The sequence below is a fragment of the Coprobacter secundus subsp. similis genome (assembly GCF_015097275.1).
Lineage (GTDB): Bacteria > Bacteroidota > Bacteroidia > Bacteroidales > Coprobacteraceae > Coprobacter > Coprobacter secundus.
Window position 1 is genome coordinate 4,117,030 of record NZ_AP023322.1, and the last position, 24,692, is coordinate 4,141,721.

Consider the following 24,692-nt stretch of genomic DNA (forward strand, 5'->3'; position numbering starts at 1 on the left):
GACTTTGTTCCAATGGAGATATGAGCTTTTTCATAAATATAGCAAAATAGTTATGTTTTTATTTGGTAATTTATAACAAAAACGCTATATTTGCATTGTCTTAATAAAAAACGGTCTTTTACATTATGAAGTACAATCAGTTTTTTGCGGAACTTACCGCAGCAGGTTGTTACGTTCTTAGACATGGGGCTAACCATGATATTTGGTTCAGTCCTAAAACGGGAAACAAATTTGCTTTGTCAAGACATGGCAAACAAGAAGTACCCATCGGAATGGAACGTAAAGCAAGAAAGGTTCTTTTGGGGGAGTAAAATCCCCCTGCCTTTTGCGCTTCATGGATAAAAGGTCGTTTTTTTTGTTGAGGCAACGGGGTGCGGTAATAGTGCCGTACTCCTATTTTAATACAATGGATATGAAAGTAACTGTTATCATGGAAAAGGCGAGCGATGGGTATTACTCATGCTTTGTTGAGGAAGATTTGCCCGGCTTTGGTTTGGCTGGATATGGAGATACGGCAGAAGCGGCCAAAAAGGATATGATAAAAGTATATGAAGAAATAAAGGAGATGCAGGCAGAAGAAGGACAGGAAGTGCCGAAACTGGAGTTTATTTACAAATATGATATGCAGTCTTTTTTCAACTACTTCTCATTTCTGAATGTTACCAAAGTGGCAGAGTTGGCAGGTATCAATGCTTCATTGATGAGGCAGTACACTTCCGGGGTGACAGCAGCCGGACAAAAGCAATACGATAAGATAAGGATAGCGGTGGAACGAATATCTAAAGAACTTTCCGCAGCTACTTTCTAAAGATAGTGTACCGCTGTGAAGCGTGACCGTTTAATTAAGACAGTGAAACCCCGTTCCGGTTATATCGGTTCGGGGCTTTTTTATCTTCTGGAGTATTGTAGACTGGGGAGATAAAAAATAAATTAACCGAACTATCCGAAGTATTAGCGCGTGGGCGCGTAGATGCTCCTGTAACTTTCGCTAAAGCACAGAGAAAACAAGCTGAAAACAAGCGTTTCTAAGATTTTTTTGGGGTCATACGCGCGTAAAATCGGTTGAAAAACGGCTATATATAATTTTCTAAATTATCTAAAGCATTAAAAAATGTGTGTGACTATAACCGCTAAAAACATATTATAGATGGCTTGAAAATGCCAATTTTGCCAATCCTATAAAAAAGGAGTACAGTATATTTATTTTATAGGAATCGCCTTTACCATTGGACTTGGGCCATCATATTTTTGTGAAAAGAAAAGTATATATAGTGAATTAAGTGAAGTATTAGCGCGTGGGCGGGCGTGAATTGTTTATTAAATTTGCTATATCAAAAAAAAGCTGTATCTTTATAGCAGAGAAATGTAACGTAATACTCAGCTTTCTAATATATATATATCCGCAGTTTTATAGACAGTGTTACATTTCTTGAATAGTGCATTTTTTCGGCATAACAGGGGTAAAGGGGGGTGAACGAATTCACATCCCTTTATTTTTCTTCCTCAATCCATTTCTCCGCCCGTTTGATGGGGTCGGATATCATGTAGGAAGAAAAGAGAGTTCAGTCAATTAAGTCAAACCCTCTCACGCGCGCGTTGTGCAATAAACTCTCTTGTCCGGGCTTCTTTTCCTTTCTCGCTACGCTGAATCATGGAAACCTCTTTGGCCGCGTCGATGGTAAGGGCGTACTCAATCTGCGGTCGACCTCCTTCGAGGTTTTTCATAGAATTATGAAATACTACATAGTCCACGTTTTCAACTAAATCGTACTTTTCGATACGATTCTTAATCCAGTCAGCAAATTGTTGTTTACTTTCAAGAAAAGAGTGGAGGTCTCTTGCATTGACGGCTTTACTGCCGTTGTTGTCTTGTAGCGGTATAAGTTCACCGCATTGCGGGGTGTGAAAATCTTTACACCCTACATAATCCACATTCTCAATCAGCCACAAATGTATTACTGGATAAAAAAACGGATTTTTCGTATCTTATAAAAAAAAGAAATTCTTTTGCTCACCTCCTTACAAAAAATAAAATCAACGATGAGGGCATTTTGGGGCTCTGTATTCAATTCTATTATTTTGAATGATTAATTATACCACAAAACATAAATCGTTTGAATACGGGGCTAAAAATACTGTTATTGTGTGTGTGATAATTAACCCAACAAATGGAGACATTGATAAACGCTATTTTGAGGCCGTATAATCGATTTTATTTGTAGAATGATAAATTGTTCGCCAAATCATAAAAAAGTCCATCTGGCTGCTAAAAAATGGCTCTCATGACTAAATATACATGAGTCTTTGAAGTCTGGGGGATTTTACTCGGTTTTTACTTAAATTATTTAAGCAACAAAAAAATATTTCTTCTTTATTTACTTTACTTTGCGGCAACCTTCAAGAATTTTGAGGTATTCTTCCAGAATTTTTCTCGATTCTTCTGGAATTTTGAGGTATTTTTCTGGAATTTTGCGCGATTTTTCAGGAATAATATCGTATTTTTCAGGAATTTTGAAATAAATTCCGAAGAAAAGCTGATTTATTCAGAACTTATATTTTCCATGAATTACACCTCATCAGTAGTTTGTGTCCTTTGCTGTGTCTCTATCTGTGTCCTAAGTTCTTTTAACTCTTTGAGTATCTTATTAATTACTGTGTCCTGGCCCGTGTCTTTTGCTGTGTCCCTTTATTATTGCATACATTAGCGAGGTTATAACGGGGTTATTGTAGACAATAATAGGCGTAATGTATGCAATAACTATTTTAATTACCGCAATGACTGACAAATTACAAAAAGAATTATTTCCGCCTTTGTTAAATCTGTTGCAACAATCGCATCAATGTTTGATATAAACTGCACAATAATAGCCTTATGGGTAAAGCTAAAAGTTTTTTATTGTTATTTTAAGACATTTTTTTTAAACTTGATATAGTAGCATATTTATAACGTCTTAAATAAAGGTAGGTTTGTATATTTAACTAAATATTCGACTTAAAAACTTTATTTTAAATAGTTCTATTTGTTGTTTTCTACAAATAAATATTTTCATTTGTAGGTTTCTGAAATGAATATGCAGATTTCTACAAAACTATATGTAGATTTCTACAATAGTTGTGCAGTTTTCAACATACAAAAGAATAATAAAGTTTAATATAGAAATTTTATTAAAGTATAAAGTTTAAGTACGGTCAACTTACATTAAATTATGTATTGTCATACCCATAATGTAAATTAAAATAATTAAGATAGTATTCAAACACCTTGAATGAATCCGTAGTATCATCATAAGACAAAAAATAGTTCATAAAATTTTCTGGGAATTTTTCACCTTTGAATACAGAATCAGTATAAGCTGTAAAAGCGTGACAAATTGCATTGTTATTGTATGATTGCGACAAGCGAATTAGCTTCTTTTCAATGGGCTTGTTTCTTTGAAGTTGCGTCTTTGATTTTGCTCTTTGGGGCTTTTTTTCAGTTAAATCGCCATCGTTATACATTATACGCCTCTTTTCATAGGTCTCATTCAATAGTTTATAGATATGCTCAGCTCTTTCCTTATCAAAAGAATCATCCTTTTTCGATTTTAACGACTTTCTTTGTTCAGATGAAAGATACTTCATGTATTGCATGAAATTCTTAAATATCGCCTCGTTTTCATTTATTATTTCACTCAATACGTCTTTGTCGGCCAATACTTCAAAATTCACCTTGAAATAATTGACCCTACCACGTGTTTCTTTGTTTTCTCTTACTTGAGAAGATAAGAAGCCCAATTCTTTAAATTTGCTGACAATAACATTTTGTCGGGTACGCTTTATTCTTGTTTCTTCCTCTATCCTTGCTTGGGAATAGTGAAACTCCTTATACTTGAAAGAAGTTTGCTTCACCACGAACCAATCAAATAAAACCACCTCATCAGGAGCAAGCAAATAAGATTGAAGTCTGATTATATTGATACATAGTGGAATATCTGGTACATTTATCTTTTTATTCATATCTTTGCACTATCAATTATTTGCGCTCGGTTGTCTGTGACGGATAGCCGGGCGTTCTTGTTTTTGTTAATCTTCTGCTGGCAGTGTTGCTGTTATTTTTTAAGTGCCGTTTCACCCTCAAAGGTGAATACTTGTTTGTAACGGCTATTCTACTTTTATATTTATCGGCTTTCCGCAATGGGGGCATGTCAAAGTAAGATTGTCTTTGTTGGGCTGTTCAAACAGTTCTGCAACCGGGCAGCCTATCGCATCCGCCAGCTTGTTTATATTATCGAGTGTCGGGTTCCCGGATAATATGCGGTATAAGCTTTCCCTACTTAATCCCATTCTTTTAGCTATGTCTGTTTTCGACAGCTTTTTCTCCTTTAATAAAGTGTCAATATCTATACTCATATACTTTAATTTTTTCTGCAAATATAAAAATGTTGTTTGTATTGACAAAATATAATTCAATGTAAATACAAATATTATCATATTAATATATTTTAACTATACATATATTGTAAGTATATATATTATCAATATATTTGTATTGTCAATATAAACAATAACAAAAATATAAAATAATACGACAATGGACACATACAATTTTGATAACGTAAACGAAGAATTAGAAGCTTTTGAAGCAATGACTGAAGATGAGGCTTGCAAAATATATAACGTAGATTACAAAGAAGAAGCAAGACAATATATTATCGACTACTGGATTTTTAACAGCTAAGCAATTATTAAGCATGGAAATGAATTAAGGGACGTTCAAAACGCCCCTTTTTTATTAAATGATGATTCGATATATTATATTTCCAAATACTGCATTATCCAATACCATAAAATTTAATGTTGCGGCTATTTTGTAATTATCTTGCTAATAATCAGAAAGTAAAATGTTGTCGCAACCGCAACACCGCAACAAAGGGTATTTATTTTATTTGTAAAGTTATCATATCTAATGCATCTTTTGTTTTTTTGACTTCTTTATATGTCTTTATCTTTTTGTCTATGACTATTTTATTCAATTCATCTAATAATATACCTAAGTCGTAAAAATCTGCTCCCCTATATGCCTTTTTCATAAATTCAAATTCTCTAACCCAGCGGTAATATGTCGGATGGCTGATGCCTAATATATGGCAGAGGTCTTTTTTTTCTACTTGTTTATAGGAATATTCGGGGGGATCGAGTTTTACTTCTGGGAACTTATTCGGGTTGTTGATAAAATTAATTAAGTTCGTTCTTATTTCTGATAAGTTATTTATTCTTTCGGAGGGTATATCTTCTATTTTTAGCCGGCTTATGCGCTTTATTAATTCACTTTTGCAGATATATCCGTTCTCTGTGGTTAAGTCCGATATAATTTTTTCTACTTTAGCTCTTGGCAATCCTTTTCTCATAACTTAAAATCTGGTAAACTGTTTATAGCTGCTTCTTTTAACTCATCTACTGCTCTTGTATATTTTTCAGTATGTTTTAAACCTGAATGCCCTAAAAGACTTGCTACGGTCTTAATATTGGCACCATTGCCAAGTATATTGACTGCAAACGAATGTCGGGCACAGTGCCAGGTTATATGTTTTGTTATCCCTGCTTTTTCCGTCCAATGTCTAAGAGCCTTTAAACACATAGTATGGCTGGGCAAATGGAATATATAATTATTGGGCTGTATAACACCGTTTCTGTCTTCTGGTGGAGTTCCTACTAAAGACAATAAGCTGTCATTTAGAGGTATTACAACCCCGCTGTTAGCACTATGACCTTTTGTCTTTAGCTGCTCAAAGGATAACAGCCTATGCCCATAGTCAATATTTGAGTATTTCAACTCTTTTACATCACAGAAACGCATCCCGGTATAAAGGCAGAATATAAATGCTTTTCGTATTTCTTGATTTTGCCCTTTGTATGTGGTCTTTATAAGTAGTTCTTGCTCAGCAAGGCTTAAAACATCTTTTCTTAAAATGCCTTTGTCTATTCTGCAGACTACACCGGTACAGGGGTTTTTTCTTATTATTCCGTTTTCATAGGCGTTTTTCATGCACATTTTAAATTTAGTGTAATAATTACTTGCTCCTTCTCCTTTACTTCGACTTTGTAAGTAACTAACAAACCGTTCTACAAATTCCTTATTTATTTGTTCCGGTAATATCATATCTTGATTTTTGGGATAATACTCTTTTAGAAAGTCTTTAAACCGGCAAAAGGCTCCCTTTACTAATCGTTTATCTTTTTTATCGTATTTTTCATAATAAACACTGAAATAGTTAATAAAGTTCACATTTTTTACTTTTTTTATCTTATAGCCGTATCTATTCTCTTTTAGTGCTTTTTCTCTTTCAGCTCTTATTCTCATTGCAAGCTCAAGAGTATCTTTATTTGATTGTTTCTCAAACATGGTCTTTGGTTTTGAATATAACGTTAATTTTAGAAATTCTCTTTTGCGTTGTACTTTGCTTTTTATCTCTCCAGTTATGGGGTCAGTCACATTTATACGACCGAGATAAAAATCAAGGTATAAAGAGTAATTGCCGTCTGATAAAACTTTCTTTAATAGTTTGGGATTGTCTGTTACTTTAATACTGTTTTTCGCCATGTCTTCTTTTCTTATATTTCCTTTTATTGCAAATATAAGATAATAGTTTATTATGGGTGTAACATAGGTGTAACATTTTTAGAAAAAGTGTAACAAATAAAAGAAATAAAAAGAAAACAGTTTGCATGTATGTAGTTGATTTATTGTTCTTTATTTGTATTTTGTTTTCTTTTATTTTCTGTATTTTGTAGCCGAATCCGCTACTGTATAGCACTCATAGTATGTTATTATGGGTGTTTTTTATTTTTTTAGATACGGCTCTACTCTGAAGGGTGATAATTGTGTATAAAATAGTATATTCCTTTAATTTGTGTAATATAGTATGTTATTTTGTATTTTACTAAATTTGTTATAGTGGGAGTTGCCTCGTTACAACGTTATTTATCTGTACTTGGTGACAAGTAGGGTGTTGTGGCTGAGGCAGATTTCCATGATTGGGATACCTCGGCCTTTGTTATACCAGTTTCTGAATTATTGGGAAGGTTCATAGGGGAACAGATATGTTGCTCCAGTTTATTTTGTTTCCGAGAAAGAAAAATATGCTAACAGGAAAAAAAGAATAAGTATCAAAATAAACACGATTATGCCCATTCTTCTATTCAACTTGTCATATTGCGAATTTTTGTATTTATTGTTATTTTTCTTTTTCTTTTTTGTGCATTTCATATGTAATATATACCTGTTGAGACGATAAGGATAATCCGAAGAATAGAAAAATTCTATATCCAAAAACCGTCTATTATTTATAAAAAATATTGTTTTATTTTACTATTTTCGGACAAATATAAACAAATTATTTTTAATTATATCAGGTATATATATCTAAAAAAATAAATATAAATATGGTATATTATTGTAAACTATCAGTATAATATTTAATTTATCTATATTTATTTATATATTTAATAGAAATTATTTGAGTAATGTATCTTCTATCAATTTTTTCAATTCTTTTTTTCCCATAACACCTAAAGTCATTGTTTCTTTTCCTTTTACCGGACAGAGTAGTAATGTGGGAATCTTTTCTATGTCGAAAGCTGTTTCCAGTGCCTCTTCTTCGTCTACGTTTATTCGATAGAAATCTACTTTGTCGCTGTATTCTTCGGATACTTCTTCCAAGATAGGATATAGAGCTTTGCAGTAGCCGCACCAGGGAGCATGAAATGTCACTATACAGGGTTTATGCCCTATGTATTTCCAATTATCGGGATATGTTTTATAATTTCCTACTTTTGTTACAAATTCAGATGTATTTAAATCGGTAATGTTCATATTTGTAATTTTAAAAATTTGTTTAATTAATTTCTATAGAAGCATTTATAGTTCTTTGTTTTGGACAAGATTCCAATCCGGTTTTTGAATGTTCTATATAAATATAACAGTTTTGTGTTTGCTTTTCTTTTTTTGTTATTTATTTTAAACATTTTTAGAGTCTACATTTTCCAATAAGAAAATATCATCCAGTTATTTTTGCGTTTTCTTTTTGCCTTTTTCCGGTTTTCACTCATCAGATAGTTATTATCCTCCTTTTAGAAACAGAAAAATATCCTCGAAAGAAAAACTCTCACTCCTGACCCGAGCAAAATTCGGGTAGATTCTTAATAAATACTTGATTCTTTATTTGTTTATTTTTATCCCGTTTAGGAGCCAGGTTGTAGGGCATGGTATAAACTGTAATTTGGGTAATATAAGCTGTAATTTATCTACTATTTATTTGAGAAAAATTGTTGATATTTGCATGTATCAATAACGATATAATTGCAGAAGTGATATATTGAGATTTACTAACTATAAAAATAATGTGTAATATGAATAGTTTTGTATATGATATTCCGGTCAAGGTTTATTTTGGAGAGAATCAATTGTGCCATTTGGGTGCAGAGTTGAGCAGATACGGGAAACGAGTGTTGCTGACTTATGGTGGTGGTTCTATAAAAAAGATTGGGCTTTATGATGCGGTTATGGATGAAGTGAAGAAGGCAGGCTTGGAGGTGTTTGAGTTGTCCGGTATAGAACCGAATCCCCGTATTGATAGTGTAAGACAGGGTGCCCAGATTTGTAAGGACGAGAAGATAGATGTTTTATTGGCAGTCGGTGGGGGTTCGACGATAGATGCTACGAAATGGATGGCTGCCGGTGCCTGCGTGGACTTTGATCCGTGGGAGTTTTTCAGTCGCTGGGCTCCGGTAGAGAAGGCGTTACCGATTGTTACGGTTTTGACCTTGTCGGCAACGGGATCTGAAATGGATGCAGGCGGTGTTATCAGTAATCCGGAGACTAAGGACAAGATAGGACGTATGGCCAGTCCATTGCTTCCCAAAGTTTCTTTTCTCGATCCGTCAAACACGTATACGGTAAGTCCCTATCAGACGGCTTGCGGGGCTGCTGATATGATGTCGCATATTATGGAGGTTTATTTCAATATGAGCCAGGACCTTTTTATGCTGGATTGTTTTATGGAGGGAATGATGAGAACTATTATCCGATACACACCGATAGCTATGAAGGACCCGACGAATTATGAGGCTCGTGCCAATCTGATGTGGACTTCTTCATGGGCAATTAACGGGTTTGTCAATGGTGGTAAACAGCAGGCGTGGAGTTGCCATCCTATGGAGCATGAGTTGTCGGCTATCTATGATATTACACATGGTCTGGGACTTGCCATTCTTACTCCGCGTTGGTTGGAGTATTGTTTGGATGAGACAACGGTTTCGAAATATGTGCAGTTTGGAGTGAATGTCTTCGGTATCGATGCTAATCAGGAGCCTATGGCTATAGCCAAGCAAAGTATTGAAAAGTTGTCGGAATTCTTGTTCGATGTATTGGGGTTGAAGCGGACATTTACCGAGGTGGGTATCCGGGTCGAAGATTTTCCTGTAATGGCAAGAAAAGCTTGTGGTGGAGATGTATTACAGGGCTTTAAGCCTATTGCGCAAAGTGATATCGAGGAGATTTTCAAGATGTGTTTGTAATAAGTGATTAAAAATAGAAAAAGCGGGCTCTTACGTAGATATATAAGTTACTGTATAAAAATCCCTCTGTTTTTACCTTGTATTTTAATGAATTAGGGTAAAACAGGGGGATGTTCTCTTTAGTGCTTCAGCCGATAAGATTCTAAACTTTCAGCTTCCATTTTGAAGCAACTTCATTATTTATGTATTGTTTTAATTTCATTTCAACGAACGCGGCGGCTCGGCATACTTCTTCAAACAAGTTTGAACCTTTGCTCTCGCTTTGCGGTTTGTTTTAAAATTTCTTATTCAAGGCATTCGTCGAGGTCTCGCGTCAATTGTTCTTTGTCCAGATGCTGACCGATAAAAACGATTTTTTGCATACGGTCGCCGTATTTTTCGTCCCAGTCGCGAAACAATCCCGGTTCTTGGCTCAGAAGTTGGATAAGATCTTCTTCAGAAGCTGTGGCATACCAAAGTCCTGCTTCGGTCAATTTTTTTTGTATTCCGGCTTGCTCGAAAAGAAATGACATATCCCGGTTGTGGCTGAAGTAACAAACTCCTTTAGCCCGGATGATGTTGCGTGGCCATTTTGTGGCAATGAAACGGTCGAACTTGTGTATATCGAATGCCGGGCGGCGGTAATAGACAAAAGTCCCGATACCATATTCTTCTACTTCACCACCTTCGGGGTGATGATGGTGATGATGATGGTGCTCGTGCTCGTGCTCTTCTTGTTCATGTTCGTGTTTATGTTCATGATGGTGGTGCTCATGAGCTTTGGCTTCCTTTTCTTCCTCTTCGGTAGCTTGACGCTCTATTTCTCGAATCCATCCTGCTGAAGTTGCTACGCGTTCAAAATTGAACATTTCCGTATGTATAATTTTATCGAGGTCAACATTGGCATAATCGCATTCGATAATTTCGGCTCCGGGTTGTAGTGTATGGATAATTTGTTTGATGCGTTCCAATTCTTCAGGTTGCACTTCGGAGGCTTTGTTCAACAGGATAATGTTACAAAATTCGATTTGCTGTATGATGAGATTCTCGATGTCTTCTTCGTCAATATTCTTACGGGTCAGTTCTTTGCCACAGGCGAATTCGCTTTGCAACCGAAGAGCATCTACCACAGTAACGATACAGTCTAAACGGCAGGTACCGAATTGGGTGTATTCTTTTCCCATACGGGGGATGGAACAGATGGTTTGTGCTATGGGTGCCGGTTCGCAAATACCGCTGGCTTCAATAACGATATAGTCGAAACGGTTCATTTTCAGGATGTCATTGATTTGTTCTATCAAGTCCATCTTCAGGGTACAGCAGATACAGCCGTTTTGGAGAGCCACAAGGCTGTCGTCTTTTTTGCCAACGATGCCGCCTTTCTGTATGAGGTCGGCATCGATATTGACTTCTCCTATATCGTTGACTATAACGGCGAATTTGATACCGCGTTCGTTGGAAAGGATATGGTTGACCAGAGTTGTTTTCCCACTGCCCAGATAACCGGTCAGGAGCAATACAGGTACTTCTTTTGTTTTCATAATTGTATGTGATTTTGTTCTGTAATTATTTCACAGTGTCATTTCGAGTCTCTATGTATGTAAAGAGTACATAGAGATTTGGAATGAGGATAAATCTGTAGAATGCAAAAATAAATAATATCGCTGGAATAATCGAACAAAACCAGCAGATTAACGCAATGGAATTTGAGATTTAAGCAGTTAGGAGAAAATCATGAAAGTTGGGCAGAGGGCTGAAAAGCGTTTCAAAGCGGATTACGGCAAAAGAACAAATTCTTAATCGTTACCCGTTGAAAGTATAGATTTAACAGTCTCCGTTTTATTTACGCCGTTCTGCATTGATTCGCTTGTCGAGGTTTAACTCGCTGATTTATAATTTTGCACTCAAAAAAGGATGAGTATGACAAAGAGCGTATTTCGCGTGCTGTTTTATGCGAACGGCAGCAAGGAGAAGAGCGGAATTGTCCCCATTATGGGACGGGTTACAATCAATGGTACGGTGGCGCAGTTCAATTGCAAGCGGAGCATCGCAAAGGAGCTTTGGGACGCAAAGAGCAACTGTGTCAAGGGCAAGAGCCGAGAAGCAAGGGAAACGAACCTTACGCCTGACGATATCGAGGTACAAATCATCAAGCACTACCAACGCATATCCGACCGTGAGGCGTATGTCACGGTGGAAATGATGTGTAACGCTTATCAAGGGCACCGCTTAAAAAGGGTAAGGGTTTGGGATTATAAACAATGTCAACAGGAGGATAGCAAGTTTGTGTTTTCAGCAGACCAAAATCGCTTGCTATCCTTCTGTTGGTTATCTCATCAATTAAAAGGAACTATCTTTACTGGATTCATGTGTTCTGTTATTATACGCAGCAAGTCTTCAGCTTTTAACCATATAGTGGCAGTATTCTCATTTGGATGTACACCGATGATGGATGGTGGAATCAAGAAATCCTTATCAAGGAAAAAATGCGTCTTGTGTTCCTTGTCATTCAGTATGCCCAAAGGTGTGACAGATCCAGGTGTAAGTCCTAAAACTTTTTTCAAATCTTTCTTTTTTGCCAAACTTAATGGACGTGTGCCGTATGTGTGTCTAAATGCCTTTAAATCCACTCGCTTGTCACCTTTTATCGTTATTAGATAATAATTGCATTTCTTGTCATCGCATACAAATAGATTTTTAGCAATGGATTCAGGATAAGGAAACGATATATTAGAGAGTTCAGCCATATTGTAAACAGCTTTGTGTTCTGTCACTTCATAACAGATATTGTATGAATTGAGTAAATCATATATGTCGTTCTTGGAAATCCTACTGTTATTTTCTAACAGCGAAAGCAGTACATCCACAGGTCTTTTGAAGATATAATCTGCCGGTATTTCTTGAGTTTCCGCATTTCCCCATGCGGCAAATCCGAAATCCACCCTTGCGTTTTGTGCACACAGGCTGTCGTAAATGGTATCTCCTATATAAATAACATCCTCGGCATTCATGTCGGATGCATTAAGATATGTCAGCAAAGGGTCTGGGAAAGGTTTTGGGCGAGCGGCATTTTCTACGCATATTACAGTGCCAAAATAATCAGATAATTCAAAAGGGACAGCGAAATCAGCCATGTATTCATTTCGGGTCTTGGACGTAACTATGCCCAATCCATAGCCATTCATTTTCAAGTTGTCCAATAATTGCGGGATGTTGTCAAAAAGTCGGATACGGGATTTATATTTCAGCAGATGTTCATTCCATCTGACATTGGCACGTTCAGTGTCCGTTATGCCTAATTTGCGCAAGGTTACGCTTCCCGGTATCCCAAGTGCAAATTTTAGTTCACACGTTTCAATATCTTTATGCAGTATTTCCCATACAGTGTCTTTCAGGCTTTGAAGTATGGCTTCTTCCGTATCAATTAACGTACCGTCAATATCAAATATGATATGCTTATATTTTCTCATCGCTGTCATCTGTCAGGTTTCGTTGTCAATCTGCTTAATTACACGGCAAGGATTGCCCACTGCCACACAATTTTCAGGAATACTGCGAGTCACCACGCTGCCTGCCCCGATGACGCTGTTCCTGCCGATAGTGACCCCTGGCAATAAGATAGCACCTCCGCCAATCCATACGCCGTCTTCTATCTTGACGGGCAAGGCGTATGTGCGGCATATTTCCTCGCCTTCCGACCAGTCTTGCACCATGCGTTCATTTACTTTGGTAGAATGAGTGGCTGTATATATCTGCACATTGGAAGCAATCAACACATTGCTGCCGATATCAATGCGGTTGTTGTCCACGAAAGTGCAGTTCATGTTGATAATCACTTTGTCCCCGATAAAAATATGCTTCCCGTATTCGCAATGGAAGTCAATGTCCACATGCACTCCCTTTCCCATGCTGCCGAACATCTCGCGCAACAAGGCTTGCTTGTGCTCTGTGTCGGCATAATCTATGGCATTGAACTGTGCCAACAGCCGCCTTGTACGCAAAATTGTCTCCACTATCTTCGGGTCTTTGCTTCCAATAAAAGGTTCGCCCGCCAAACATTTCTCGTATTCTGTTTTCATCCTATATGCAATTTAATCCGTTTGCAAAGATAGCGGCAAGATTTGATTCTGAATTTACCCTATGTTAAAAAATGGCCATTAGCCCTTATCCGGCTCAATGACTGTTGTGTGATGCCTAGAAAAGAAGCTATATATCCCAAGTTTACCCTTTGGAAAAGTTCGGGACATTCTTTAGTCAGATGTTCATAGCGTTTTTGGGCAGACCAGTTTAATCGGCGGATATGTATGTCTTGTAAACGGAGGAAGTTTTCTTGCTGCAACACCCGCATCCAGTTTGCGAGGTCGATGTAAGATCGATACAATTCATTTAGTTGCCCTATTGAAATAGAATAGGTTATGGTTTCTTCCAACGTTTCTACATATTCAAAGCCAGCTTTGTGGCGGTATAAGTCCCATGAGCCACAGGCGGTGTCACCTTCTTTAGAGAACCATGTCGTTATTTGTTTCCCATTGTGTAAGACATAAGAACGAGTGATGCCTTTTTCGATGAAATAAACCTTCCTGTCTAGTTTCCCGGCATGGATAATGATTGTTTTGGATGGAAATACAAATCTCTCGAAAAGGCATACCAATGCCTCCAGCGCTTCATCTGAAACCGGATAATACATTCTTATCTTTCTGATAATGTTTTCCATAAACTTATCCTTTTTGCAAAGGTACAAAATGGGAACAGCAATAAAGACAAAATATCCGCCTGATGTTTATTCAATTTAATAAAATCATGTGCAAAGGGGATATTCTCAATTTAGTTTTGTATTCTTACATCTGTAAGAGTTACCCGAACAAGTAAAGCGATGCAGACCACGGCAATTGGAACGGTTACCCACTCTCATTACTCGAAAATGAGGTAATTTTTTTACTCTCTTGATTTCAGATAGGTATATTCTTTTGCAGAATTACAGAATATTTTCAAGAGCTTGTTTGAAGTCAGTCTGAATTTTTTAATGAAAACTTTTTTTGTTGTAGTGTGCGTTTTGTTATTACATATTTCCAGACCTTCTTTGGGATAGGAGAAAGGTGTATGTTGCGGTAAGGGGTGCTGCTTGGGTTGTTGTTGCCTGTTGGACTTTGGTGAAAGTTTTTTTGATTTAGGCAGCTATGTGCGAATATCACACCCCTCTTGCCTCTCGAAAGAGGCAAGAGGGGAATGTTGTTTTTTATTTGAAAATGACGCTTTATGGTTGTGTTTTTTTCTCTCAAGAAGGGATTGGACGATTGGACATCATCCTTTAGAAGGCAGGATATTTGTATTATTGCAAAATATCTGCGGGGCTTTTTATAAGTATGTTCTTTTTCCCGGGGGTGATGTCTGATTGTATAAGAATTATATATTGTCCTGGAGGTAGTTGCGAGAGGTCGGCTTGGTTGTCCCATACGCTTTTTTGCAGGATGAATTGTCCCAAGAGATTATAAATATATACTGCTTTTGCCTGTATGCCGGGGTTGAAGCGGATGCTGTTTTGGAAGGGATTGGGGTATATGTCGGCTGTGGGTGATATTTCATTTTTCAATATGGGCAGAAACTCTCCATCATTTTCGTAGGCTCCGACATCCGGTTTTCCTCTGCGGGGATATCCTCTCTGGTCTGATTGAGGGGCTTGTTCCGTTGTGCCTGCATCGATGGCACAACTGCCTTCATTTATTGCAAGGGTGAGCGTAGCACCACCGTTGTTTTGCAAATCATTATCTGCCAGAATGTATTTGCCGGCTACCGATGCAGGTTGTATGACTTTTTCTTCTTCGTTTACAAGCAAGTTCCCGGTACGGCTGTCGTAATTACCGGTTATATTCATGATAAGACCTTTGTCTGAAGTCCCGGCAACGGTATTGTCCGTAATGTTGTTTTTGGCTATTTTCAGCTTGGCACTTATCGTATTGCATTGTACAGATGCATATGTATTGTCGAATATCAGGTTGTTGCGCAGAATGACGACGTCGTTTAGGGTTTTGAGGTATATGCCGCCGGTCTGATTACCCTTTTGTGCCGTATTTTGGCTAATGGTATTGTTGGTGAATGTAATGTTTCTTTCGTCTTTGGGTGATAACGGTGCTTCAGTTCCTTCCAGACAAATATTACCTTGTTGGTAGGTCTGGTTTTGGTAGAAAGTGTTGTTTTCTATGATGACGTCCGTTTGGGATGAGGCATAGATGCGTATGGCTCCTCCGGTATTTACGGCCGAGTTGTTGAGAAACAGACATTGTTTTATGTCCATTGTCAACGGTTGTTCCTTTGACATGGCCAATATAGCTCCGGAGTTTCCTCTTCCTGTGGCATTGTATTCTGCTTTGTTGTCGCTGAATGTGCATTTTTCAAAATCGGCTGTTGCCCCATTCAAGTAGCAGGCTCCGGCTGTACCACAGGAGTTGGCTATGAAATCTACATTTTCGCATTTTAAGACTGGGATACCTATTCCTGAATCATCGATTGCGTATTGTGCAAAGATAGCTCCGCCATATTCGGTATTGTCCATATTCCCGTTTTGGAGAATGATGTTATTCAATCTCAATTCGCAATTTCCTGTCAGATAAAAATGTCTGCCGGTCTCGTTGAGCGGTACGTCGAGTATGGCTTTTTCGGGTTGGCTGCATTGTATAGTGACGGTTTTGTCGGGGGGAATGGTATCATTCCTGTGTGCCAAAGTTCCGGCGACATCGATAATCATACTTAGAGCCGAACATTGTTTTATGGCGAAATGGACGGTTCGGAATGCATCGTCTTCGGTGACTCCGCAACGGGCCAGATCGTCTACTCCGTTTTCCCGTACATAGTATATGATTTGTGACTGTATAGGAATAAAGGTGTATATCAAAATAAAAAATAAAACGATTTTTTTCATAGTTTTTTTCTTAATTATATCGATTTGTTGCTTCTCTGAAAAGTCTGTCAAATTCGTCTAAGGTAACAAAGGTGTATCCTTCTTTTTCGAGGGTATCTTTGACTATCTTCAATCGTCTTGGCCCGTAGTGCCAGCTGTAAAACATAACGGGAAGGAAGTTTCCCTCTTTTCCTTGTTCCCGGATTTTGCGTATCAACCAGTCGGCTGCCGGTTTGTCGTATCGACAGTCGTCATAAGGCCAAGCTTCAGTTGACCAACGTGTCAGTATGTGATGTACGCTGGTATTTGCATTCAGCATGTCATTTGCATTTTTTCCTGTATATCCGTCGCAGCGTCCCATATCTGATAAGATGGATTTTATCTGTTTTTGGGGCAATATGTAATTTTGAACCGTATGCAGGTCTCTTTCGTCCCACATCCGGTTGGGGTGAGAGTACAATCCCAATATGCTTAAGTCCAGTTTTTGCATCAGGGTTGCCGTTTTTTCGAAGTACTCGGATAGGGTTTTGCTTCTGTCTTGGGTTTCCGAGGCGTATTGTTCCAATGGATAACAGTAACCGGCTCCGGATATGGAGCAAAAGAAATATTCGTTTGCTGTGGCCGACCGAAAGAGGTGTTCGAGGTAGCAGGGCATAAGATATTGTATGGCAGGAGTGACTCCGATGCTTATGGGTACTTGTCCCCGTTCCGGCTCATCCCATTGCCGTGCCCCTAATCCGTATTGGATATATCCGATAGCGTCACCGCTTTCTATCATGGTGAGTGCTACATATTTGCGAGTCGGGTCGAATTGTTTTTTTTCGTTACGTCTGCGTTGTAGCATTTTTATTTCGGAATTTCCTGTACCTGAATGGAAGCTGTAATTTCCAGCCCATGTATTTACGATTGTAAATTTTCCGTATTTTCCGGCTAATTGTACTCCTTCGTATTCTTCATATCCGCTTTTTGTTGCCGGCCAAAAGCCAATGACCGGTATATTTACCGGAGTTTTTTGCCATAGGCGGATGATGCGGTTTTCCATTTCGGGGTTATAGTCCGGGTCTTTTTTTCCGGGTAGCCAAAAGGTCGGTATTCTGAAACATATAAGATAGTCCCGGTATATGTCGTGCATTTTTTCGTAACCGCATACCGATAGGATAGAGTGGTATTGTTTTGGAAAAATATTTGCCATATACCAGTCGAATGCTTCGCATTCGTTTTTGAAGCCGAAGTCTTTTACGTCTTTGATATCCGATATTCCTGCTTGCTCGACTTGCGGAAGTTGATGGGGAGAAATGATGATTCTGTCTTCGACCGATGCGATGTTCGATACCAGGTTTATGGTCCATGTTTTTTCCGGGTCGTAGATGATGGCTCCGGTGATTTCTTCCTTGTACTGTTTCAATAGTGGCAACAGAGCGGAATATTCTGTTTCTTTTTTTATAATTCCTTTTTCTTTGTATAAATTCAATAGATAGTTTGACAGTCTTTCTCTCAGATAGATACGGGGCTGTTTACGATTTATCAGTCCTTGCAGGGAGACAGCCAGCAACCGTTCTTCCCGATTCATTTTGTCGTAGTTTATCGAACAGATATTCGGGGCGCAAGGACTGGACTGTAAGAGGTATGGCCTGTCTGAGGAATTGTTTTCGGCATACAGGAGTATAGGTATCATGCTCAAGAGAAATATATACCATTTTGTTTCTCTCATGTAAATGTTAATATTATAATTAATTAACTATTTTGATATTCCTATTTATTTTGTTCCAAATATAGTATTAATTTAGAATTGAACATTGTATTTAACATTAAATATGACTTTATTTTGTCAATGGATATGAAATAAATATTCTATATTTGCATATAATTGCAATTAAAATGTTCTTGCTCTATGAAAAATACACGCCGCGATTTTCTTAAAATGACGACGGTCGGATTGGCCGGGTGTATGATACCTTCTCTGGCAACGGCTACGACGGTTAAAAAGGGAGTTTCTGCCCGTTCTTCAGTATATGATTCGGTGCAATATGATGTTGTTGTAGTAGGTGCCGGTGCGTCGGGTATTCCGGCGGCTATTGCCGCTGCTCGTCAAGGGGCGAAAGTGGCATTGGTGGAGGAGGACTTGTTGCCGGGAGGTGCACCGGTAGACCAGTTTGTGACGTATTTGTGCGGTGGCCCGCGAGTGGGTATTTATCTAGAAATGATACAAGGGCTGAACAGCCGTTATTCGAATGATGGTGTTGCGCTTCCCGATTTCGGTGATGGTGGGGACGGTCGCAGTCACTGGTGGCATCCCTCAGCGTTTTCCCAGATTCTGTATGAGATGATTGTGAAAGAGAAGTCGCTTACGCTGATATGCGGAGCTCCGGTAGTGGATGTGATAGTAACTTCAGGACGTGTTTTGGGAGTACAGGTATTCAGAAACGGGGGTATGCAGGAAATATCGGGAAAAATGACGATAGATGCTACGGGTACCGGCTTGGTGGCTGAAATGGCGGGTTGTGAGGTGATGTATGGTACCGATGCTCAATCGGATTATAATGAACCTTTTGGCGTTGAGGCTGCGAGCGACAGGGTACAGCCTTGCACATGGATGATGATAACGAATCGGGTGAAGGCCGGTGCTGTTTTGCCATATAATGATTTGGAGCGTGTCAGTATATCCGAGGATAAGTATGGGTTCTTGAAGGAGCATCCGGGATGGGAAGGCCGGGATGCCGGTATGTATTTGCATTGGGGTTGGGGGAAGCACTTTGTCGATACCCGAGATCCTCAAGCGTTGGCAGAAGCTCAGTGGTATTGCTTGGAGAAGATACAAAAGGATTTGAATACGTTGCGAAAGGCTGGTTTTTCGGCTGTAATGGCTCCTAAAATCGGGGTTCGTGAGTGCAGACGGATAAAGGGGGAATATATTCTTACGGCTACCGACTTGAAATCGGGTTTACAGCCTGAGGATAAGATTGCCGATTGCAGTTATTATATGGATGACTGGAGTATGTCTCTGACCAAAGAGCAAAAGGCTGTGAAGCCCTACGGTATACCTTTCAGGTGCCTTATTCCGGTCGGAGTAGAGGGATTGTTGCTGGCGGGGCGTATCATCAGCGGCACGCATCTGGCTGCGAGTTCGTATCGGGTACAACCTATTTGTGCAGCTATCGGAGAGGCTGCAGGCCTTGCGGCGGCGAAAGCTGCAGCATTGAACACTTCGGTTCGTAATTTGAACTTTCGTGATATCGGTTGCGAGCTTAAAGGAATTCGGGTGAATAGCTTATAATGTTATTTCCCGTTTTTCCTCGTCAGATAGCTTGCTATCTTCCTCATAAAAACAGAAAAATATCCTCGAAAGAAACTCTCAAACCTGCCTCGGGTGAAAGTTGGACATGTTTTAAATCTTATATAGATTAAAATACAGAATAGTTATAAAGGATAATTTATTGGGGAATTGGTTGCCCGTATTTTGTCCTTATTTTTAAAGTTGCTCCGTATTCTTTTTGTAAGTTTCTCCGTACAGTTGTTTGTATTCTTCCTGAAAGCGTTCGTATACGGCTTTGGCGTATTCTGCCTTGCCCAATTTTTTCAAAGAAGAAATTTTGTATTCCAGAGCGGTCTCATTGAACCTGTCAAAAGAGAATAGAATATCGGACAGGATAATGGTAAAACGGGCGTTGTTCCGTTCTGCCAGTACCGGCAGAATCTTTTCGATAATTTTGACGAAGTGTTCGTCATGGTTGATTTTGATTTTATCGAACCAGTCGTAGCTTACGAAAGAGGGTAAAAGCGAACCTTTTTGCAAAAGTTGCGCCAGTTTCTGTACCGAGTCGGAGTCCGGGACTTCAGTCGATGAAATTTGTCGGGTTATTTTTCGAGCTTCGAAGTAGTCGCAGTAGAAGTCTTCTGGGTATTTTATACTCCATTTTCCTTCTTCGTATATGAGTTCTACATTTTTGAAATCGGTAAGGATATTTCTGAGATGGTTGATTGTCACGCCTCGTATATTTTTGGCTGATGTAACGGTCTTATCAGGCCAAAGGAAAGTGGACAACCTGTCTGTACTGATACCTTCTGTTTGTTCTTTTGAGTATAGGAGGAACAGGACAAACATTTGTTTTATTTTGGGCCCGAAACGGTGGGTTATTTCCATCCCTTTGCGATCGAAAGCCCTAAAGTCTCCCAGGAGATATACGGCGTTTGTTTTTGCTTCGTTTTTGAGTTCGGGTACTCCGGTAGGAAAAACTTCTGGGGCGGGTTCGGGTTCGTTTTCGGAATGTTCTTCTTTCCCGGTAGAAATTTTTTCTTTGTTTCTGGCTCTATATCGAAAAAATATGACGGATAACAGAATAAGAATAATTACGGTAGCCGGGAGTATCCAGTGGAGCTGAATATTGCTTTCGGATATTTCCGCCTGCAATTCTTCCAAGGTGACCGGTGGTGTATTGAGACTGTAGATGCTTATCAATGATTCCGGCTTATTGTCTTCACTTTGTCTTACAACGGCGTAAAGTTGATTGTTCTTTTTGTCTTCGAACAGGTATGCCGATGAGAGTATGCAATTTGCCTGAAGGGGAATCTCGTTGGATACAACGGCATGCTCTCTGTTTTTTATATTGAAGCGGTGTAAGGAAAGGTTTGTTGTATTGCGGTCGATACACAGTATGTATATGCAGCCGTTGTTATAGTCGAAGACAATTCTTCGGGAGGGAATGAAAAAATGATTTCCGAAGTCGGTACTCCATAATTTACGAATGGTTTTGCGTGTTGTGTTCACCAGATAGAGGTCGTAAAAGAAGTCTTTTCCCAGTTCCTGTTTCCCGGTCTCATTCCCGACGCCTCCGAAGATGAAAAATTCGTCCGGGGCAGGCCCTTGCCCGGCAACGGTGTGCATTCTGGGAAAGAGTGTATCACCTGAAAATATTTCTTGTCGCCACTGGTTTTCTTTAAAATCGTATTTGAATATTTTGTTGGAATATTTATAATTTCCATATCCGCCGAAGATATAGAGTGACTGGTCTTGCGGATTGAAAAAATATGCGTGATGGTGCAGCGGATTGGTAAAGTCGGGATAATATAGTTCGGTGTTACCGTCATTATGGATAATGGAGAAGAATGGCCGGGTTTGTCCGGCGAGGTCGGCGAGGTTATAAAAATAGGTTTCGTCCTTTACCGGATTATATATGGCTTCTCCTGAATACCCGGTTTGTGTATCGCAGGTATTTTGTGTTGTATCGGATAACTGACGGGTATCGGGGTTGAAATTCTGTACCCGGTTATCTCCTATGATAATAATTTGCTGGCGAGTTGAGTCAAAGGTTATTCCGGCTGCCGGGGAGGATTCAAATGAACCTATTTTTTCCCAATAATATTGTTTGTTGATGGCCCATATGGGGTTTTCGACAGAACCGAATATTTTATTGTTTTTTTCGTGTATTTTGTTCCCTTTTGATTCGGAGAGAGGGAAAAAGAACATCGGATTATCGTTGTTTTTGATTTCTATATTTTTGAGAATCATGTTCGGGACTTCCAGTATCGATTTTCGGTTAGGTCCGAATACGATATTTGCTTTAGAAGGATTTGGAATATGTATATTATTTAATATATATGATTTGTTATTTATCAAAACTTCAGCTGTTTTCTTTTGGAAATCGAGTTTTGTTTCTACGTGTATCCATTTACCGTTACCGATTTCTTCCGGTAGTATAGGAATTTCTATAAAATTTTTTTTGTCGGACAATCCGTTGATAACAAAAGAAGAACTGTTCTTATCTCGTCCTATGTAGGCAAAGCTGAACGGTTGAGAACTGTCTTCGTATACCCATATTTGTCCGAATGCCTCATTTGTGGGCAAGGAGATATCGAAAGAGAGGGTAACGGAGTTGGAAAAGGTCACTTTTTCCCCATCGAAGAGATTCAGGCAGGTTTGTGGCACTTCTTTGGAAAATTGGAGACCGGCTCCTTCTGTCATGGAAAAGATGGAAAGGAATATATTTAATATGAATAGAAACCGATAGTGGATTTGCATACTATTTTTTGTCATTAAATAAGCTATCAGGTTTTACTGAAATAGTTTTTCAGATTGTTTGTAAAACTCATTGTAGACAAATTTCGTAAACTTTTTTGAATTTACAATACAATTATCTGGTTTTTGTCATCTTGTGTTTAGGAAATTCAGTGCAGGGGTTAATGAAAAAATCTTCGTGTAATCCGTAAATTAACCCTGTTTTTCTTGGTTGCCGAGTAAATTCGTCTCACAAATTTATATCATATGAAGATTAAAATTATTGGAAGTATTTTTCTTGTAGGATGGTTGTCGGTATGCTCGTTTCGGGCTGTTGCCTCTACCGTCGAAAGTTGGTGGCCCGAACAAAAAAAGCCGGATTACATATTAAAATGCACTTTATCCCGTTATAATGATATACGGGAGATGAATCTTGCCCAATCTTTGTGTGGCCTTGCTGCCCAAGCGGTGAATGAGGGCATCGGAGAGGAAGGGGTGTGGATAGAGACCCGGGTCGAGGATTACGGGTTGTATTACAAGGCTTGGAGAAAGAGGCTGAAGGTGAGAGAATCCGGTAGTTTCGACGTATGGTCTCTCGTAAAACGGTTCAAAGATACCGGGTATGTAAGGGGCTATGTATTGTATGATTGTACTCGAAAGGATAATTCTATAAATGCAGCTACAGTACAGGCCGGTATTTTGAAGGGTGTTTTGATAGATAAGACTCAAGAAGAGGATGCACTCCGGCTGGGATTGGTAAAGTTGTATGATGCGTGCAACGTGAATCTGGACGAGGGGTGGTTTAATCAATATAAGTCGGAACTGAATAACCGACTCATTGTTTTGGCAAATCCGGTTGCCGGAAATAACCGGGATTATGCCATTGCTCATAAAGCAATGGTATATTATGGAGTAAGCCCACTGTTACATTCTATTTTGGAATGGGTACGTCCGCTTTCGCCTGTAATAGGGTGGAACTCGGGACCTGAATTTCAGCATATAGAGCCTTGTTCCAGATGGGGATTGATAAATACGGCATCGGACTGGTGCATGAATTTACCTATGCTGTCGATTCGGGGAAATGAGAAAGTGGTGAAACTGAAGTCTGTGAATCCTAAGAAAATAGATGCCAATGAAAATGCGGTGTATCATTCTTTCGTAATGAGCGACGGGGATAATATGCAATGGACTTTCGGCGGGTTTGTCAACAGCCCGGATTACTGGAATAATATGTATAACGGGGATATTCCGATGTCTTTTACTTCGTGTGTAGTCAATCTGTCGATGGCGGCTCCGGATGTCTTGAATGTCTTGGCCGAGAGCCAGCCTAAAAATGTTTCGGTGGTGGAATATGGCGGGGGATATTATTATCCGGACCTGTTTGCTTCGAAACGACAGAATGCAGACGAGTTATTACGAGAGTTTGCCCGTATGGTCAATGTGCATATGAAGAAAACGGGGGTCAAAACATTTGGTTTTATATGCCATAAAGTAGACTCGGACGATGCTCTTCGTGCTTATCGTATTTTTGCGGAAGAGCTGGAGGATGTGGCAGGGATGATTGCTGTACAATATGTTCCTTATAATGGGGGACATGGCAGAGTTTTCTGGGTAAAAGACCGAAAGAATAATGATATTCCCGTATTGTCGGCGAAGACCCAGATATGGGCAAATCTGAATACGGAGGGTTCGGGCAATCCTTCGAGAGTCGCTGAGGCGATAAACCGGGATGTGGAGGTATGTGAGACGGAAGGGCCGGTGCTCGGTTGGACTATTGTGCATGCCTGGTCGAGGTTCGGTAAAAACGGTGATAAAGTTATTGATGTTGCGGCTAATGGGAAAAAAGGTGTACGAGGGGTTACTCCGGTGTACTGGTGCAAACAGTTACTGAATAAGAAAGTGAAGGTGGTACCGGTAGAAGAATTGCTCTGGAGGCTGAGAATGAAGAATGATGAAAAACCGGTCTCGGAGCGGGAAATGGTATTCTCGAAATAGACTCGGGTTAATGAAATAATGATGCGTTTAACCCTTGTTTTAACCCGACTTTTATGAATCGATATTTATATTTGATTATGAAAATCATGAAAGATACGGTCTATTATTCATCGCAGTTTGCGTTATTAATAAATGAATAAATATGTAGTTTTGATAAGTGAATCTTTTTGTAATAAAATGTTAAATTATTATTCATGGAGGTAGTTTTTGTAAGTATTAATGGTATAGATAAATAGTATAATATTATTTATTTTTTGTTTATGTAATGTAAAATCT

General features: G+C 38.9%; 19 protein-coding genes and 1 pseudogene. 7 read left to right on the forward strand and 13 right to left on the reverse strand.

Translation table 11 applies throughout. The features are described 5' to 3' along the window. Positions 1-125 precede the first annotated feature (125 nt). Together Cop2CBH44_RS16205 and Cop2CBH44_RS16210 are read left to right on the forward strand one after the other, a co-directional pair. Positions 126-311: a type II toxin-antitoxin system HicA family toxin gene (locus Cop2CBH44_RS16205; RefSeq protein WP_200755236.1), complete on the forward strand. Its 186-nt coding sequence runs from the start codon at positions 126-128 to the stop codon at positions 309-311. A 101-nt stretch (positions 312-412) separates the two neighbouring features. Then, positions 413-808, forward strand: coding sequence for a type II toxin-antitoxin system HicB family antitoxin (locus Cop2CBH44_RS16210; protein ID WP_246469143.1), 396 nt, complete (start codon positions 413-415; stop codon positions 806-808). Between the two features lie 767 nt (positions 809-1,575). Here Cop2CBH44_RS16210 and Cop2CBH44_RS16215 read toward each other — a convergent pair. The 3 genes from Cop2CBH44_RS16215 to Cop2CBH44_RS16225 all read right to left on the reverse strand — a co-directional run bounded on the left by Cop2CBH44_RS16215 (position 1,576) and on the right by Cop2CBH44_RS16225 (position 4,389). Beyond that, complete coding sequence (locus Cop2CBH44_RS16215) at positions 1,576-1,950, reverse strand: antA/AntB antirepressor family protein (RefSeq protein ID WP_200755238.1); 375 nt, start codon at positions 1,948-1,950, stop codon at positions 1,576-1,578. Positions 1,951-3,204: 1,254 nt separating this feature from the next. Beyond that, entirely contained in the window at positions 3,205-3,996 is a 792-nt protein-coding gene (locus tag Cop2CBH44_RS16220) for a hypothetical protein (protein ID WP_200755239.1), read from the reverse strand. A 144-nt stretch (positions 3,997-4,140) separates the two neighbouring features. Beyond that, on the reverse strand, positions 4,141-4,389 hold the full coding sequence (locus Cop2CBH44_RS16225; protein ID WP_200755240.1) for a helix-turn-helix domain-containing transcriptional regulator: 249 nt from the start codon (positions 4,387-4,389) through the stop codon (positions 4,141-4,143). A gap of 181 nt (positions 4,390-4,570) precedes the next feature. On the opposite strand from Cop2CBH44_RS16225, the gene Cop2CBH44_RS16230 reads away from it, so the two are divergent. Further along, on the forward strand, positions 4,571-4,717 hold the full coding sequence (locus Cop2CBH44_RS16230; RefSeq protein WP_200755241.1) for a hypothetical protein: 147 nt from the start codon (positions 4,571-4,573) through the stop codon (positions 4,715-4,717). A 199-nt stretch (positions 4,718-4,916) separates the two neighbouring features. Here the strand turns inward: Cop2CBH44_RS16230 and Cop2CBH44_RS16235 are convergent, their stop codons facing one another. From Cop2CBH44_RS16235 to Cop2CBH44_RS16245, 3 genes are all read right to left on the reverse strand, one after another. Then, entirely contained in the window at positions 4,917-5,387 is a 471-nt protein-coding gene (locus Cop2CBH44_RS16235; protein WP_200755242.1) for a hypothetical protein, read from the reverse strand. Then, positions 5,384-6,580 (reverse strand): site-specific integrase, encoded by a 1,197-nt coding sequence (locus Cop2CBH44_RS16240; RefSeq protein WP_200755243.1) that lies wholly within the window; start codon positions 6,578-6,580, stop codon positions 5,384-5,386. Before Cop2CBH44_RS16240 ends, Cop2CBH44_RS16235 begins: the two co-directional genes overlap by 4 nt. A gap of 912 nt (positions 6,581-7,492) precedes the next feature. Next, entirely contained in the window at positions 7,493-7,852 is a 360-nt protein-coding gene (locus Cop2CBH44_RS16245; protein WP_021930127.1) for a thioredoxin family protein, read from the reverse strand. A 536-nt stretch (positions 7,853-8,388) separates the two neighbouring features. Here Cop2CBH44_RS16245 and Cop2CBH44_RS16250 point away from each other — a divergent pair. Further along, positions 8,389-9,555 (forward strand): iron-containing alcohol dehydrogenase, encoded by a 1,167-nt coding sequence (locus Cop2CBH44_RS16250; RefSeq protein WP_200755244.1) that lies wholly within the window; start codon positions 8,389-8,391, stop codon positions 9,553-9,555. A gap of 284 nt (positions 9,556-9,839) precedes the next feature. Here Cop2CBH44_RS16250 and Cop2CBH44_RS16255 read toward each other — a convergent pair whose 3' ends face one another. Beyond that, positions 9,840-11,075, reverse strand: coding sequence for a GTP-binding protein (locus Cop2CBH44_RS16255; protein ID WP_200755245.1), 1,236 nt, complete (start codon positions 11,073-11,075; stop codon positions 9,840-9,842). Positions 11,076-11,454: 379 nt separating this feature from the next. On the opposite strand from Cop2CBH44_RS16255, the pseudogene Cop2CBH44_RS16260 reads away from it, so the two are divergent. Continuing rightward, positions 11,455-11,757, forward strand: a pseudogene (locus Cop2CBH44_RS16260) (Arm DNA-binding domain-containing protein); the annotation flags it as partial. 113 nt (positions 11,758-11,870) lie between these two features. On the opposite strand, the gene Cop2CBH44_RS16575 reads toward Cop2CBH44_RS16260, so the two are convergent. From Cop2CBH44_RS16575 to Cop2CBH44_RS16290, 5 genes are all read right to left on the reverse strand, one after another. Further along, a complete protein-coding gene (locus tag Cop2CBH44_RS16575) occupies positions 11,871-13,004 on the reverse strand; it encodes an HAD-IA family hydrolase (protein WP_074024210.1) in 1,134 nt (377 codons plus the stop codon). A gap of 12 nt (positions 13,005-13,016) precedes the next feature. Next, positions 13,017-13,613: a sugar O-acetyltransferase gene (locus Cop2CBH44_RS16275; RefSeq protein ID WP_055099938.1), complete on the reverse strand. Its 597-nt coding sequence runs from the start codon at positions 13,611-13,613 to the stop codon at positions 13,017-13,019. Positions 13,614-13,672: 59 nt separating this feature from the next. Beyond that, positions 13,673-14,248 (reverse strand): Crp/Fnr family transcriptional regulator, encoded by a 576-nt coding sequence (locus Cop2CBH44_RS16280; RefSeq protein ID WP_200755246.1) that lies wholly within the window; start codon positions 14,246-14,248, stop codon positions 13,673-13,675. A gap of 615 nt (positions 14,249-14,863) precedes the next feature. Further along, positions 14,864-16,450, reverse strand: a complete 1,587-nt coding sequence (locus Cop2CBH44_RS16285; RefSeq protein ID WP_021931086.1) for a choice-of-anchor Q domain-containing protein — start codon at positions 16,448-16,450, stop codon at positions 14,864-14,866. Positions 16,451-16,460: 10 nt separating this feature from the next. Continuing rightward, positions 16,461-18,140, reverse strand: coding sequence for a GxGYxYP domain-containing protein (locus Cop2CBH44_RS16290; RefSeq protein ID WP_055099952.1), 1,680 nt, complete (start codon positions 18,138-18,140; stop codon positions 16,461-16,463). 180 nt (positions 18,141-18,320) lie between these two features. Here Cop2CBH44_RS16290 and Cop2CBH44_RS16295 point away from each other — a divergent pair, with 180 nt between their 5' ends. Continuing rightward, on the forward strand, positions 18,321-19,703 hold the full coding sequence (locus Cop2CBH44_RS16295) for an FAD-dependent oxidoreductase (protein ID WP_055099956.1): 1,383 nt from the start codon (positions 18,321-18,323) through the stop codon (positions 19,701-19,703). 195 nt (positions 19,704-19,898) lie between these two features. Here Cop2CBH44_RS16295 and Cop2CBH44_RS16300 read toward each other — a convergent pair whose 3' ends face one another. After that, positions 19,899-22,460, reverse strand: a complete 2,562-nt coding sequence (locus tag Cop2CBH44_RS16300; RefSeq protein ID WP_246469144.1) for a Kelch repeat-containing protein — start codon at positions 22,458-22,460, stop codon at positions 19,899-19,901. A 228-nt stretch (positions 22,461-22,688) separates the two neighbouring features. Here Cop2CBH44_RS16300 and Cop2CBH44_RS16305 point away from each other — a divergent pair, with 228 nt between their 5' ends. After that, positions 22,689-24,416, forward strand: a complete 1,728-nt coding sequence (locus tag Cop2CBH44_RS16305) for a GxGYxYP domain-containing protein (protein WP_200755248.1) — start codon at positions 22,689-22,691, stop codon at positions 24,414-24,416. Positions 24,417-24,692: the final 276 nt, after the last annotated feature.

What these genes read in the sequence shown, in the direction of transcription:
- Cop2CBH44_RS16205 (WP_200755236.1), top strand. Translation starts at nt 126, where the DNA reads ATGAAGTACAATCAGTTTTTTGCGGAACTTACCGCAGCAGGTTGTTAC.
- Cop2CBH44_RS16210 (WP_246469143.1), top strand. Translation starts at nt 413, where the DNA reads ATGAAAGTAACTGTTATCATGGAAAAGGCGAGCGATGGGTATTACTCA.
- Cop2CBH44_RS16220 (WP_200755239.1), bottom strand. Translation starts at nt 3,996, where the DNA reads ATGAATAAAAAGATAAATGTACCAGATATTCCACTATGTATCAATATA.
- Cop2CBH44_RS16225 (WP_200755240.1), bottom strand. Translation starts at nt 4,389, where the DNA reads ATGAGTATAGATATTGACACTTTATTAAAGGAGAAAAAGCTGTCGAAA.
- Cop2CBH44_RS16230 (WP_200755241.1), top strand. Translation starts at nt 4,571, where the DNA reads ATGGACACATACAATTTTGATAACGTAAACGAAGAATTAGAAGCTTTT.
- Cop2CBH44_RS16235 (WP_200755242.1), bottom strand. Translation starts at nt 5,387, where the DNA reads ATGAGAAAAGGATTGCCAAGAGCTAAAGTAGAAAAAATTATATCGGAC.
- Cop2CBH44_RS16240 (WP_200755243.1), bottom strand. Translation starts at nt 6,580, where the DNA reads ATGGCGAAAAACAGTATTAAAGTAACAGACAATCCCAAACTATTAAAG.
- Cop2CBH44_RS16245 (WP_021930127.1), bottom strand. Translation starts at nt 7,852, where the DNA reads ATGAACATTACCGATTTAAATACATCTGAATTTGTAACAAAAGTAGGA.
- Cop2CBH44_RS16250 (WP_200755244.1), top strand. Translation starts at nt 8,389, where the DNA reads ATGAATAGTTTTGTATATGATATTCCGGTCAAGGTTTATTTTGGAGAG.
- Cop2CBH44_RS16255 (WP_200755245.1), bottom strand. Translation starts at nt 11,075, where the DNA reads ATGAAAACAAAAGAAGTACCTGTATTGCTCCTGACCGGTTATCTGGGC.
- Cop2CBH44_RS16575 (WP_074024210.1), bottom strand. Translation starts at nt 13,004, where the DNA reads ATGAGAAAATATAAGCATATCATATTTGATATTGACGGTACGTTAATT.
- Cop2CBH44_RS16275 (WP_055099938.1), bottom strand. Translation starts at nt 13,613, where the DNA reads ATGAAAACAGAATACGAGAAATGTTTGGCGGGCGAACCTTTTATTGGA.
- Cop2CBH44_RS16280 (WP_200755246.1), bottom strand. Translation starts at nt 14,248, where the DNA reads ATGGAAAACATTATCAGAAAGATAAGAATGTATTATCCGGTTTCAGAT.
- Cop2CBH44_RS16285 (WP_021931086.1), bottom strand. Translation starts at nt 16,450, where the DNA reads ATGAAAAAAATCGTTTTATTTTTTATTTTGATATACACCTTTATTCCT.
- Cop2CBH44_RS16290 (WP_055099952.1), bottom strand. Translation starts at nt 18,140, where the DNA reads ATGAGAGAAACAAAATGGTATATATTTCTCTTGAGCATGATACCTATA.
- Cop2CBH44_RS16295 (WP_055099956.1), top strand. Translation starts at nt 18,321, where the DNA reads ATGAAAAATACACGCCGCGATTTTCTTAAAATGACGACGGTCGGATTG.
- Cop2CBH44_RS16300 (WP_246469144.1), bottom strand. Translation starts at nt 22,460, where the DNA reads ATGACAAAAAATAGTATGCAAATCCACTATCGGTTTCTATTCATATTA.
- Cop2CBH44_RS16305 (WP_200755248.1), top strand. Translation starts at nt 22,689, where the DNA reads ATGAAGATTAAAATTATTGGAAGTATTTTTCTTGTAGGATGGTTGTCG.